Origin of the sequence: Sphingomonas sp. LH128, assembly GCF_000293195.2 — a bacterium.
Taxonomy (GTDB): Bacteria; Pseudomonadota; Alphaproteobacteria; order Sphingomonadales; family Sphingomonadaceae; genus Novosphingobium; species Novosphingobium resinovorum_A.
Genome location: NZ_ALVC01000107.1, coordinates 24,774 through 37,932, shown reverse-complemented (window position 1 = coordinate 37,932; position 13,159 = coordinate 24,774). Strand labels below are relative to the sequence as shown.

10 protein-coding genes and 1 pseudogene are annotated in these 13,159 nt (G+C 67.0%); 10 read left to right on the top strand and 1 reads right to left on the bottom strand.

All coding sequences use genetic code 11. The features are described from left to right. Positions 1-207 (bottom strand): annotated as a pseudogene (locus LH128_RS32775) (hypothetical protein); the annotation flags it as partial. A gap of 89 nt (positions 208-296) precedes the next feature. On the opposite strand from LH128_RS32775, the gene hutI reads away from it, so the two are divergent. The 10 genes from hutI (at position 297) to LH128_RS09010 (ending at position 13,121) form a co-directional block, all read left to right on the top strand. Then, a complete protein-coding gene (hutI, locus tag LH128_RS09055) occupies positions 297-1,493 on the top strand; it encodes an imidazolonepropionase (RefSeq protein ID WP_008829315.1) in 1,197 nt (398 codons plus the stop codon). After that, positions 1,490-3,019, top strand: a complete 1,530-nt coding sequence (gene hutH, locus LH128_RS09050) for a histidine ammonia-lyase (protein ID WP_008829314.1) — start codon at positions 1,490-1,492, stop codon at positions 3,017-3,019. The genes hutI and hutH overlap by 4 nt, the downstream gene beginning before the upstream one ends. Next, complete coding sequence (gene hutG / locus LH128_RS09045) at positions 3,016-3,828, top strand: N-formylglutamate deformylase (RefSeq protein ID WP_008829313.1); 813 nt, start codon at positions 3,016-3,018, stop codon at positions 3,826-3,828. The genes hutH and hutG overlap by 4 nt, the downstream gene beginning before the upstream one ends. Position 3,829: 1 nt before the next feature. Next, complete coding sequence (gene hutU / locus LH128_RS09040) at positions 3,830-5,494, top strand: urocanate hydratase (RefSeq protein WP_008829312.1); 1,665 nt, start codon at positions 3,830-3,832, stop codon at positions 5,492-5,494. A 123-nt stretch (positions 5,495-5,617) separates the two neighbouring features. Then, the gene (locus tag LH128_RS09035; RefSeq protein WP_008829311.1) at positions 5,618-6,148 is read left to right on the top strand and encodes a HutD/Ves family protein; all 531 of its coding nucleotides are present in this window, start codon (positions 5,618-5,620) and stop codon (positions 6,146-6,148) included. Positions 6,149-6,196: 48 nt separating this feature from the next. Next, positions 6,197-6,826, top strand: coding sequence for an RNA polymerase sigma factor (locus LH128_RS09030; RefSeq protein ID WP_008829310.1), 630 nt, complete (start codon positions 6,197-6,199; stop codon positions 6,824-6,826). Next, a complete protein-coding gene (locus tag LH128_RS09025; RefSeq protein WP_008829309.1) occupies positions 6,820-7,767 on the top strand; it encodes a FecR family protein in 948 nt (315 codons plus the stop codon). Before LH128_RS09030 ends, LH128_RS09025 begins: the two co-directional genes overlap by 7 nt. A 147-nt stretch (positions 7,768-7,914) precedes the next feature. Next, complete coding sequence (locus LH128_RS09020) at positions 7,915-10,905, top strand: TonB-dependent receptor (protein WP_231958289.1); 2,991 nt, start codon at positions 7,915-7,917, stop codon at positions 10,903-10,905. A gap of 72 nt (positions 10,906-10,977) precedes the next feature. Beyond that, complete coding sequence (locus tag LH128_RS09015; protein ID WP_008829307.1) at positions 10,978-11,952, top strand: alpha/beta hydrolase; 975 nt, start codon at positions 10,978-10,980, stop codon at positions 11,950-11,952. Then, positions 11,949-13,121 (top strand): pectinesterase family protein, encoded by a 1,173-nt coding sequence (locus LH128_RS09010; RefSeq protein WP_008829306.1) that lies wholly within the window; start codon positions 11,949-11,951, stop codon positions 13,119-13,121. The genes LH128_RS09015 and LH128_RS09010 overlap by 4 nt, the downstream gene beginning before the upstream one ends. Positions 13,122-13,159: the final 38 nt, after the last annotated feature.

Here is a 13,159-nt window from a genome sequence, read left to right as displayed (position 1 = left end):
GCGCTGGAAGGCATGGCTGTGCAGGTTGGGCATTCCGGGCAGCGCGCAAGGGTGGCGCTCGTCTCCAGGCGAGGGTTCCGCACCTGCATCGACAGCGGCGATCCGCCCCTGCTCCAGCGTAACGCGGACATTCCGCGCCCAGCCTTCGGGCAGCAGACAATGCTCGAAAAACAATGACCTGTGCCGCCCATCCGACCTTGCCGACATGAATCTGCTCCTTGCTTCGATTTTTTGTCTATACATTAATTTTGAACGGTGCAATCACAATGGGCGAGGCAAACGAGGACCACGGAATCATGCTGTACGACACCGTCTGGAAAGGCGCCCGGCTCGCCACTATGGCAGGTGAAGGCATGGGCGCGGTGGACCATGGCGTGATCGCGGCAAAGGACGGCATGATCGCTTACGCCGGGCCTGCTGCGGAGGCTCCGGCCCTCCATGCGAAGCGGATCGTCGACTGCAAAGGCCGCTGGATCACCCCGGGCCTGATCGACTGCCACACCCACCTGATCCACGGCGGTGACCGCGCGGCCGAGTTCGAGATGCGCCTGGGCGGCGCCTCCTACGAGGAGATCGCGCGGGCCGGGGGCGGTATCGTCTCCACCATGCGCGCCACCCGGGCCGCGAGCGAGGACGAACTCGTCGCCGCCGCCCTGCCCCGCCTCGATGCGCTGATCGCGGAAGGCGCGACCACGGTGGAGGTCAAGTCCGGCTACGGCCTCGACCGCGACAGCGAGATCCGCATGCTGCGCGCCGCCCGCCGTCTGGGTGAAGAACGCGCGGTGTCCATCGCCACCACTTTCCTCGGCGCGCATGCCCTGCCGCCCGAGTTCGCGGACGACGCGGACGGCTACATCGCCCTGCTCTGCGACGAAGTGCTGCCCGAGGTCGCCGCGCTCGGCCTTGCCGATGCGGTGGACGCCTTCTGCGAGAGCATCGGCTTCACCCCGGCGCAGACGGAGCGCATGTTCGCCGCCGCCGCGCGCCACGTCCTACCGGTGAAGCTTCATGCCGAGCAGCTTTCCAACCTCCACGGCGCGGCGCTGGCGGCGCGGCACGGGGCGTTGTCCGCCGATCACCTCGAACATCTCGACGAGGCCGGGATCGCCGCCATGGCCGCATCAGGCACCGTCGCCACCTTGCTGCCGGGCGCGTACTATTTCGTGCGCGAGACTAAGCTGCCGCCGGTCGCGGGCCTGCGCTCCGCCGGGGTGCCCATCGCACTGGCGACCGACTGCAACCCCGGCACGTCGCCGCTCACCTCGCTGCTGCTGACGATGAACATGGGCGCGACGCTGTTCCGCCTCACCGTGCCTGAATGCCTTGCAGGCGTCACTCGCAATGCCGCGCGCGCCCTCGGGCTTGCGGATCGCGGCACGCTGGAGGCGGGCAAGCGCTGCGATCTCGCCATCTGGGACGTCGAACGTCCCGCGCAGCTGGTTTATCGCATGGGGTTCAATCCGCTCCATGCCCGCATCTGGAGTGGTCAATGAATCCTGTCCTGCTCACACCTGGTAGTGTCCCGCTGGCGGACTGGCGCGCGGTCTATCGCGGCGCCGCCGTCACGCTCGACCCGGCCTGCGCGCCGCGCGTGGCGGAAAGCGCCGCCGCCGTTGCGCGCATTCTGGCGAAGGGCGCGCCGGTCTACGGCATCAACACCGGCTTCGGTAAGCTCGCCAGCGTGCGGATCGGGGACGAGGACCTCGCGACGCTCCAGCGCAACATCGTGCTGAGCCACGCAGCGGGCACGGGTGCGCCTTCGCCGGTGCCGGTGATCCGGCTGATGATGGCGCTGAAGCTCGCCAGCCTGGCGCAAGGCGCATCGGGCGTGCGCCCCGAGACGGTGGCGCTGCTGGAGGCGATGCTGGTCAAGGGGCTGACCCCGGTGGTGCCATGCCAGGGCTCGGTCGGTGCGAGCGGAGACCTTGCCCCCCTTTCCCACATGGCCGCGACGATGATCGGCGTGGGCGAGATCTTCTACGAAGGCGAACGCCTGCCCGCCGCCGAGGCGCTGCACAGAGCGGCACTCACCAGCACTCAACTGGGGCCTAAAGAGGGCCTGGCGCTGCTCAACGGCACCCAGTTCTCGACCGCCAACGCACTGGCCGGGCTGTTCGAGGCCGAACTGCTGTTCCGCTCCGCGCTCGTCACCGGCGCGCTCTCGACCGAGGCGGCCAAGGGCTCCGACACCCCGTTCGACCCGCGCATCCACACGCTAAGGCGTCATCGGGGTCAAATCGAGGTCGCCGATGCCCTGCGCGGCCTGATGACCGGCAGCGCCATTCGCGCCAGCCATCTGGAGAACGATGCGCGCGTGCAGGATCCCTACTGCCTGCGCTGCCAGCCGCAGGTCATGGGCGCCGCGCTCGACATTCTGCGCCAGGCCGCGACCACGCTGGAGATCGAGGCCAACGGCGTTTCCGACAACCCGCTGATCTTCCCGGAGACCGACGAGGCGCTTTCGGGCGGCAACTTCCATGCCGAGCCGGTCGCCTTCGCCGCCGACATGATCGCCATGGCCATCTGCGAGATCGGCTCGATCGCCGAGCGCCGCATCGCCATGCTGGTGGACCCCGCGTTGTCCGGCCTGCCCGCCTTCCTGACGCCGCGCCCCGGCCTCAATTCGGGGTTCATGATCCCGCAGGTGACCGCTGCCGCGCTCGTCAGCGAGAACAAGCAGCGCGCCTATCCGGCCAGCGTGGACTCGATCCCGACCTCGGCCAATCAGGAAGACCACGTCTCGATGGCCGCCCACGGCGCGCGCCGCCTGCTCGACATGGCCGACAACGCGACGGGGGTACTGGGCATCGAACTGCTCGCCGCCGCGCAAGGGGTGGATTTCCATGCCCCACTCGCGTCCAGCGCTACGCTCGAATCTGCCCGCGCGACCCTGCGTGACAAGGTGCCGACGCTGGAGGACGACCGCCATTTCCACCCCGACATGGAGGCGGCCAACCTGCTGATCCGTTCGGGCGCGCTGCTTGCCTCCGCAGGTGACAGCCTCCCCGGTGTAGCGTGAGCGACTGGCTCAAGATCACTGAAGGCGACGCCCCCCTCATCGTCGCCTTCCCCCACGTCGGCACCCAGCTTGCCGACGTGGGACACCTCTTCGCGTCCGAGTGGCTGGCGCGGCGCGATGCCGACTGGTGGGTGGACGAACTCTACGCCTTTGCCGCCGATCTTGGCGCAACCCTTGTCAGCACGTGCATCTCGCGCAGCGTGATCGACCTCAACCGCGATCCTTCGGGCGCCTCGCTCTATCCGGGGCAGGCGACGACCGAACTGTGCCCGACCACGACCTTCGACGGCGAGCCGCTCTATTCAGGCGAAGCGCCCGGCGAGGCCGAGATCGCCCGCCGCCGCGCGCTCTGGTTCGATCCGTACCATGCCGCGCTGCAGGCCCAGATCGACCGACTGCGCGCCGTCCATGACCGCGTGGTGCTCTACGACGCACACTCGATCCGCAGCCATGTGCCGCGCCTGTTCGACGGCGAACTGCCGCAGTTCAACATCGGCACCAACGGCGGCAAGACCTGCGATCCCGCGCTGGCGGCCGCCGTCGAAGGCATCTGCGCCCAATCGGGCGAGAGCCACGTCTTCAACGGCCGCTTCCGGGGCGGCTGGACCACCCGGCATTACGGCCAGCCCGACAATGGCGTCCACGCCATCCAGATGGAACTCGCCATTCGCGGCTACATGGACGAACCCGAGATGCTCGGCGAGGCCAACTGGCCCCCCGCCTTCGATCCGGCGCGCGCCGCCGCGATCACCGAGACGCTTTCCCAGATCATGAAGGCTGCCCGCGCCTTCGCTCTTCAGGAATCCTGACATGACCCGTATCGACAATACCCGCGTCATCAAGCCCGCCACCGGCACGCAGCTTTCCGCGAAAAGCTGGTTAACCGAAGCGCCTTTGCGCATGCTGATGAACAACCTCCACCCGGACGTCGCCGAACGTCCGGAGGAGCTGGTGGTCTACGGCGGCATCGGCCGCGCCGCGCGCGACTGGGAGAGCTACGACCGGATCGTCGAGACGCTCCAGCGCCTTGATGACAACGAAACGCTGCTGGTGCAATCGGGCAAGCCGGTCGGCGTGTTCCGCACCCATGCCGATGCGCCGCGCGTGCTGATCGCCAACTCCAACCTTGTGCCGCACTGGGCGAACTGGGAGCATTTCAACGAACTCGATAAGCGCGGCCTTGCCATGTACGGGCAGATGACCGCCGGTTCGTGGATCTACATCGGCACGCAGGGCATCGTTCAGGGCACGTACGAGACGTTCGTGGAGATGGGCCGCCAGCACCATGGCGGCGACCTTTCGGGCAAATGGCTGCTGACGGCAGGCCTTGGCGGCATGGGCGGCGCGCAGCCGCTCGCAGCCGTCATGGCGGGCGCATCGTGCCTCGCCATCGAGTGCCAGCCCAGCCGGATCGAGATGCGCCTGCGCACCGGCTATCTCGACAAGTCCGCCGCCACCATCGAAGAGGCCATGGCCATCATCGAGCAGGCGAAGGCGGACGGAAAGCCCGTCTCGGTCGGCCTTCTGGGCAATGCCGCCGAGCTGCTGCCCGAAATCTACGCGCGCGGCATTCGCCCCGACCTGCTGACCGACCAGACCAGCGCCCACGATCCGATCAACGGCTACCTCCCCGCAGGCTGGACCGTCGCCGAATGGATGGAGCGCCGCGAGCGCGAACCCGAAGCGGTCGCCAAGGCCGCCAAGGCGTCGATGGCGCAGCATGTGCGCGCGATGCTCGATTTCCAGGCGGCCGGGGTTCCCACCACCGACTACGGCAATAACATCCGCCAGGTCGCGCTGGACGAGGGTGTGGCGAACGCCTTTGACTTCCCCGGCTTCGTTCCCGCCTATATCCGTCCGCTGTTCTGCCAGGGCGTCGGACCGTTCCGCTGGGCGGCGCTTTCGGGCGATCCGGAGGATATCTACAAGACCGACGCCAAGGTGAAGGAACTGCTGCCGGACAACGTGCACCTGCACAACTGGCTCGACATGGCGCGCGAGAAAATCCACTTCCAGGGCCTTCCGGCGCGCATCTGCTGGGTGGGTCTCGGTGATCGCCACCGCCTCGGCCTTGCCTTCAACGAGATGGTCGCGAAGGGCGAGCTGAAGGCCCCGGTCGTGATCGGCCGCGACCACCTCGACAGTGGCTCGGTCGCCTCGCCCAACCGTGAGACCGAGGCGATGCAGGACGGCTCGGACGCGGTTTCGGACTGGCCGCTGCTCAACGCCCTGCTCAACACCGCCAGCGGCGCGACATGGGTGTCGCTGCACCACGGCGGCGGCGTCGGCATGGGCTTCTCGCAGCATTCGGGCATGGTGATCGTGGCCGACGGCACGCCCGAGGCGGCGGCGCGGCTTGAGCGCGTGCTGTGGAACGACCCGGCCACCGGCGTCATGCGCCACGCCGATGCGGGCTACGAGATCGCGCGGGACTGCGCGGCGGAGAAGGGGCTGGACCTGCCGGGCATCCCGTAATCCTCTCCCCTGCTCGTCATTGCGAGCGTAGCGACGCAATCCAGGGCCGCGCAAACCGCCCTGGATTGCGTCGTCGGCTTCGCCTCCTCGCAATGACGAATGTATTTTCGTGAGTATCCGCCCATGGCCATCACCCGCATCATCCGCGCCGCCGACTGCCCGGAGGTTCCATGGAAGAACGGCGGCGGCACCACGCGCGAGATCGCCGTCTGCCCGCCCGGCGCGGGGATGGGCGATTTCCTGTGGCGGCTCAGCATGGCGCGCGTCGAACAGGCCGGACCGTTCTCGTCATTCGAGGGCATCGACCGAACGCTGGCGGTGCTCGAAGGCACCTTGCATTTATCCGGAGCCGTCGACGCAGTACTCGACCCCGTCAGCGCGCCCTTCCCTTTCGACGGCGCTGCGAGCGTCGAGGGCGTCCCGCTGGGCGGGGCAGTGCTCGACCTCAACGCCATGGTCCGGCGCGGCACTTACAATTGCGAGATGCAGCGCCTGCCCCCCGACGCAATGGTCACCCCCGCAGGCACGACGTTCCTCCTCGCACTTGAAGCGCAAACACTCGACGACACCGATCTCGGCTATCTCGACTGTGCCCGGATCGATGCTCCGGTCACCACCGCAGGCCCAGTGTTGCTGGTCCGCTTCCTCTCCTGAAAAAATCTGCGCCCGCGCGGAAGGAATTTTCCGCGCCGTGTCTCTTTCATGGCAAACGGGAAATCCGAATGCCTGAGGGAGGGTGCCACGCCAGGGGAGGCAGACAAGGAACTTGCGCGGCGACGCGGGACGGCCCTCTGGGTCGCGCGCGAGATCGTGCCCCATGAGGCGCGGGTCCGCCGCTGGCTGGCCCGGTCGCGCCTCTCGCCGGAGGACGTGGACGAGGTTATGCAGGAAGCCTACTGCCGGATCGCGATGCTGCCCTCGGTCGACCACATCGACCGGCCGCTGGCCTACATGTTCTCGATCACCCGCAACCTGTTGCTGCGCCGTCTCAAGCGCCAGCAGGTCGTGGTGCTGGAGGCCGTGAGCGAGATCGAGACATGGCAGGACGAAACCCCCTCGCCCGAGGAACAGGCCGCGAGCCGCATCAGCTACGAGCGGGTCCTGGCCATCATCGGCCGCCTGCCGGAACGCTGCCGCCGCGTGGTGGAACTGCGCAAGATCGAAGGCTGGTCCCAGAAGGAAATCGCCGCCCATCTCGGCATGACCGAGAAGGCGGTGGAGAAGCAGGTCTGGACCGGCGTGCGCGCCGTCCGCGACGCCTGGACGCAGGCCGAGGCGCAGAGCGAGAACCGCATGCTCGGCGCCGATCGCCGGGGGGCGCGGTCATGGTGACGCTCGCAGTCGATCAGGCTCGCGACGAGGCGGCGCGGTTCGTGGCGCGCATGGACGCCGACGGCTGGACCGAGGCCGACGAGAGCGAACTTCAGGCATGGCTGGCCGAAGACCCGCTGCGTCAGGGCCTGCTGCTGCAGGTACAGGCACAGTGGCTGGCGCTGACCCCCGAGGTCGAGGCACCGGCTGTCCCGGTCGAGGAGGAAGAGCCCGCGCCCTCGGGCTGGGGTCGTCGCGGCGTGCTGGCGGGGCTGGCTGCATCGGCTGCGCTCGCCTTCGTCGGGCTGCGCTGGAGCCAAAGCCCGGCAGCTTATACGACGAAGCTCGGCGAGATCCGGCGCCTGCCGCTGCCGGACGGCTCGGTGATGACGATGAATTCGGGCAGCGAACTGACCGTCAGCATGGCGACCAAGCTGCGCGAGGTGCAGCTTGCACAGGGTGAGGCATGGTTCGAGGTCGCCAAGGACGCGCAGCGCCCCTTCGTCGTCGCCGCCGGGAACGTCCGCGTGCGCGCCGTGGGAACGGCCTTCTCGGTGCGGCGGCGTGAAACCGGGGTGGAGATCCTCGTCACCGAGGGCATCGTGGAAACCTGGGCGGACGGCGACCAGAGCCTGCGCATGAAGTTGGAGGCCGGGGACCGCGCGATGCTAAGCGCCCATGCGGTGATCGACTACGAGACCGGCATTTCCTCTTCCGTCGACCGGGCGCTGGCATGGCGCGGCGGCATGATCGATCTCAACGGGCGCACGCTCTATGACGCGGCAGACGAGTTCAACCGCTACAACCAGCGCCAGATCATCATCGCCGACCCGCGCGTCGCCCGCGAGGAGTTCGACGGCCTGTTCCGCGTCAACGACCCTGAAGGCTTCGCCGAAGCGGTGAAGGCCAGCCTCGGCGTGTCGCTCGACACCAGCAATCCGAACCTCATTCGGATCGAATGATAAATTTTTTTGAGATGACGAGAAGGAATATCCGCTCCGGAGACTCTTAAAGAGCACAGGTGAAAAGAAACCTGACGGATCGGGACATTGGGAGGGATAATGAATACTTCGGACATTCGGAGTGCCTTGTTCGCATCATCTGCGATCATGTGCATAGTAGCCTCGCCGGTTCAGGCGGCAGCGCAGACGCGGCAGTTCGCGATCGAGGCGCAGCCTGCCGAAACCGCGATCAGCCAGCTTGGCCGACAGGGCGACATCCAGATCATCGCGGCGCGCCGCCTGACGCATGCCGTACGCACCAATGCCGTGCGCGGCGAGATGAGCGTGGACGATGCACTGAACCGCCTGCTGGCGGGGACCGGTCTCACCGCCCGCCGCACCGGGCCGGGTTCTTATGCCATCGTCGCCCGCGCCACGCCTCCGATGTCGCCGCGCACCCTGACGCAGACCAGCCTGACCTCGGCCCCGAGCGTACAGGCACCCGTCGCCGCCGCACAGGCCGCATCCCCGGCGGCAGAGGCCGCGGCGGCGGATGAGGAACCGGCTGCGAACTCCGAAATCCTCGTCACCGGCTTTCGCGGCAGCCTCGCCAAGGCGCAGGACCTGAAGCGCCGCGCGGTGAACCTCACCGAGAGCATCATGGCCGAGGACATGGCCAAGATGCCCGACCTCAACCTCTCGGAATCGATCCAGCGCCTGCCCGGCGTCGCGATCTCCCGCGAAGGGGGTGAAGGCCGCAACATCACCCTGCGCGGCTTTTCGCCCGACTTCACACGCACGACGCTGAATGGCATGGAAGTGCCTGCCAGCAGCGACGGCCTCGATTCCGGCGGCTTCACCATCAATGCCGGCCGCGCTTTCGACTTCCACGTCTTCGCGTCCGAACTGTTCAACCGCATCGACGTGCAGAAGACCCAGCGCGCCTCGATCGAAGAAGGCGGCATCGCCGGTACCGTCGATCTCTATTCGGCCAAGCCCTTCGACTTCAAGGGCTTCCATGTCGTCGGATCGGCGCAGGGCGGGTACAACACGATGACGCGCAAGGTCGATCCGCGCGCCACCGTGATGATTTCCGACACCTTCGCCGACGACAAGATCGGCGTGCTGTTCTCCGCCGCCTATTCCAAGCGCACGGTCTATCAGGAAGGCTTCTCCAGCGTGCGCTGGACTTCGCCTTACGTGAACGGCGACAGCTGGGCGGACACCAACCCGACCGTCACCGGCACGCCCGAGGATTGCGGCGCCGCCGACCGCCTCGACTGCCTGTGGGCGCCGCGCCTGCCGCGTGCGGACTTCTTCGGTAACGACCAGAAGCGCCTCGGCCTGACCGGCTCGATCCAGGCCAAGCCTATCGACGGACTGACGCTCAGTCTGGACGCGCTCTATTCGCAGCTCGACAACGACCGCTACAGCTACAACTCGATGGAGTGGCTGCTGACCCACGGCACCCCGGGCAACTTCGTCGGCCAGACCCCGCTGTCGTTCACCGTAGCGCCTGACGGCAAGCAGCTGGTCGCCGCCGCCTTCGACGACGTGACATCGTGGTACGAAAGCCGCCACCAGACCTCGACCTCCAAGTTCCGCCAGTTCGTGTTCTCGGGCGATTACGAAGTGACGAGCAACCTCAAGATCGACGCCATGGTCGGCAAGGCGCGCGACACCGCCGACCGCACCGAGCTGCGCTTCTACGCCCGCTCGGTGCCGCACTACTATGCCTACGACTATTCGGGCAGCAAGGACGTGGCCAAAGTCGATTACGGTGATTACGACCCGAACGATGCCACCAACTTCATCAACGCGACGACCCCCGCCAACCGCCTGAACAACGTCGTGAAGGACAACTTCACGGCCAAGACCAACGCCACCTTCACCAAGGGCCGCTTCACCGCGCAGGCGGGCTTCGCCTACAACCGCCGCCTCGTGCGTTATTCAGAGGCTCAGGGCGAGCTGCCCACCTTCGATCCGTCCAGCTACATGACCGCCTTCCCGTACAGCCACTTCGGCAGCGGCGTGGTTTCCGGGGGCCTGCCGACGTTCGCGGTGATGGACTTCGACGCGATCGGATCGTCGGGCCTTTTCTCGGGCAACTACACCACCAATGTCGCGGCGGGCTGGGAAGTGGTTGAAAAGACCACCGGCGGCTACGGCGAAGTGACGGGCGAGATCGACATCGGTTCGATGACCCTGCGCCTCGACGGCGGCGCGCGCTGGGTGCGGACGGACGTGGAATCGAGCGCGGTGATCTCCGGATCGCCGGTCGACGTGAAGCGGCATTACGACAACTTCCTGCCCTCGTTCAACGCGGCGCTGAACATCACGCCCGACCTCGTTGCGCGCTTCGCCTATGCCCGCTCGATGACGCGGCCGGGCCTCGCCTCGCTCAACATCGCCGCGCCCGTGTTCGAGTACACCACGCGCACGGTGAGCAACCTCGGCAATCCCGCGCTCAAGCCCTACCTGTCGAACGACTTCGACCTCGGCTTCGAGTGGTACTTCAGCAAGGGCGGCCTGTTCTCGGTAGGCGTGTTCAAGAAGAACATCATCAGCTCGCTGACGACCTCGGTGGTGCAGCAGTCGGTCCCGCAGGAATACTGGGCCGCGATCTACGCCGATCCGCGCTACGACGCTTCGTACCAGGCGGACCCGGCGACCGCGCAGTACACATTCTACAGCACCGTGAACTCATCGGACGGGAACAGCGTGAAGGGGCTGGAGGCGACGCTCAACGTGCCGTTCACCTTCCTGCCGGGTGCGCTTTCGTACTTCGGCATCGCATCGAACTACACCCATGTCTCTGCCCGCGATTCCACGGGGTTGTCGCCCAACTCCTACAATTTCACGGCCTATTATGACACCGGTGACCTTGGCCTTCGCCTCTCGATCAACAAGCGCGACGACTATCTGCTGAGCCAACCGGGCGGCAACGGCCACGTGCAGGAACGCAAGTACGGGCCGACGCAAGTGGACTTCTCGGCCTACTACAACCTGACCAAGCAGATCAGCGTCAACCTCCAGGGGATCAACATCACTAACGAACGGGAGCGCATCTACGGCACCGGCGACGGAACTCAGTATCTGGTGCGCGAATTCTCCAAGACCGGCGCGCAGTGGTTCGTGGGCGCCCGCTACCAGTTCTGATACCTGGAAGGACCGCTGCCCAATACCCCTCGGGCGGCGGTCCTCTTTTTCGTTTTTCGGGAGTGATATAGAGTGCCGGCTTCAAGCAAGTTCGCATGTGCGCTGGCCCTCGCCGCCATGCTGCTGCCGGGCCATGCCCCGGCACGCGAGGTGGATGACAGCTACACGATCGGCCAGCGCTTCGCACAGTACCGGGACAAGTTTCCCGGGATCGCCTGGCCCGCCGTGACGTGGAAAGCGGGCCAGTCGGTGCTGTTCGACCGGCCCTACAAGAACACCGGCACCCGCGACCTTCATATCGACGTGTTCCGCCCCTCGGCGGGAGCCAACCGGCAGGGCATCCTGCTCGTCCACGGCGGAGGCTGGCGCGCCGGGGCGAAGACGCATTTCTACGCTCTGGCGAACCTCCTTGCCCAGCGCGGATACACCGTGTTCCTGCCGGAGTTCCGTCTATCGGTCGAGGCGGCCTATCCGGCGGGGATGATTGACATCGGCGACGCACTGGCATGGACACGCGCGCATGCTGCCGAATTCGACGTTGATCCCGCCCGCATCGCTGTGGGCGGCGCGTCGTCCGGCGGACAGATGGCCTCGCTGCTCGCTTATGCCGGACCTTCGGGCCTGTTCGGCTCGGGCACGGAGCGCACCGCCGCCGCGCTGATCGACCTCGACGGCGTGCTGGACTTCACCACCCCGCAAGCGCTGCAGTTCGAGAATGCCGCCGGGGAGGCATCGCCCGCCGCGCGCTGGCTTGGCGGTTCCTACGAGCACGCCGCCGCACGCTGGAAGGACGCGAGCGCCGCCAGCCATGTCGGCGCACAGTCACCGCCGACGCTTATCGTCAGCAGCGGCATCCCGCGCTTCACCGAAGGCAAGACCACGGTGCTCGCCGCGCTCGAACGCCACGGCATCGCCCATCGCTTCTTCGCCTTCGAGAATGCGCCGCACGACTTCTGGCTGTTCGAACCGTGGCTGCCCCGCGTCGCGGAGCAGATCGACGGCTTCCTCAAAACCCTTGAACCGGCGCGAGGGAGCGCACCTGAATGATCGGCAGACTTGCGTTCACACTGGCAGCGATGCTGTCCACCGGAACCGCGATGGCGGCGCCGACCGAGTACGTCGTGCGGCCGTCGTGCGGGGACGGCGCGGCGCCGTGCTACACGTCGATCCAACGTGCGCTCGACGCGGCAACGCGCGACGGTTCCGAAAACTGGATCACGATCCGCGTGGCGCCGGGCGACTATGCCGAAAAGCCGGTGATTTCCCGGAGCCGCCTCCGCCTGATCGGCAGCGGCGCGCAGCGCACGCGTGTGCACTTCGGCGCCGTAGCGCAAACCGCGAAAGGCTGGCACCGCGACGGCTGGGGCACGCCCGGCTCGGCGACGCTGATGGTGGACGCAAAGGACGTCGTGATCCGCGACCTGACCATTGAGAACACCTTCGATTACCTCGCCAACGACCACCACCCGCAGGGCAGCGCGGAGCGCATCGCCAACCCGCAGGCCGTCGCTTTGCTCCTCGACGTGCACAGCGACCGCGTGCTCGTCGATCGCACGGCAATTCTCGGCTATCAGGATACGCTGTTCACCAACGGCGGCCGGGCGCTGGTGCGCCGCAGCCTGGTGGCGGGCAACATCGACTTCATCTTCGGCAACGGGCAACTGCTGATCGAGGACAGCGAGATCCGCTCCCGTCCGCGCAGTGAGCCTTATGTTCCGGGCGAGTTCCAGTCCTTCATCGCCGCGCCATCGACCCAGTTGTCGCAGGCGCACGGCATCATCGTCTACCGCTCGCGCCTGACCCGCGAGGCCGGGGTGCCCGACGGCGCCGTAGCGCTCGCGCGGCCGTGGCATCCGACAACGCGCTTCGCCGACGGGCGCTATGCCGACCCTGCGGCCGTCGGACAGGCGATCTTCATCGACTGCTTCATGGACCGGCATATCCACCCGGACCACTGGACGACGATGAACGGCACCGCCCGCGACGGCACCATGACCGGGGTGTTCCGACCGCAGGACTCCCGCTTCTGGGAGACCGGCTCCCACGGCCCCGGCGCGAAGGCGCGCGATATCGGTATGACCTGGCGCGAGACCACAGGCATCGACGCTATCCGGCGCGATATCCTTGCCGGGTGGAGCCTGCAGGACGAAGCGCGTCGAACCCGCGCCGGAACGAAGGCGACCCGTGCACGGCCCCGCAGGACTATGGCAAAATAATTAACCATTGTCGGCCAGACTGACTCCCGGCTGACCGG

Excerpts from the sequence above, each read along its gene's own strand:
- hutI (WP_008829315.1), top strand. The coding sequence starts at position 297 with ATGCTGTACGACACCGTCTGGAAAGGCGCCCGGCTCGCCACTATGGCA.
- hutH (WP_008829314.1), top strand. The coding sequence starts at position 1,490 with ATGAATCCTGTCCTGCTCACACCTGGTAGTGTCCCGCTGGCGGACTGG.
- hutU (WP_008829312.1), top strand. The coding sequence starts at position 3,830 with ATGACCCGTATCGACAATACCCGCGTCATCAAGCCCGCCACCGGCACG.
- LH128_RS09035 (WP_008829311.1), top strand. The coding sequence starts at position 5,618 with ATGGCCATCACCCGCATCATCCGCGCCGCCGACTGCCCGGAGGTTCCA.
- LH128_RS09030 (WP_008829310.1), top strand. The coding sequence starts at position 6,197 with ATGGCAAACGGGAAATCCGAATGCCTGAGGGAGGGTGCCACGCCAGGG.
- LH128_RS09025 (WP_008829309.1), top strand. The coding sequence starts at position 6,820 with ATGGTGACGCTCGCAGTCGATCAGGCTCGCGACGAGGCGGCGCGGTTC.
- LH128_RS09020 (WP_231958289.1), top strand. The coding sequence starts at position 7,915 with ATGTGCATAGTAGCCTCGCCGGTTCAGGCGGCAGCGCAGACGCGGCAG.
- LH128_RS09010 (WP_008829306.1), top strand. The coding sequence starts at position 11,949 with ATGATCGGCAGACTTGCGTTCACACTGGCAGCGATGCTGTCCACCGGA.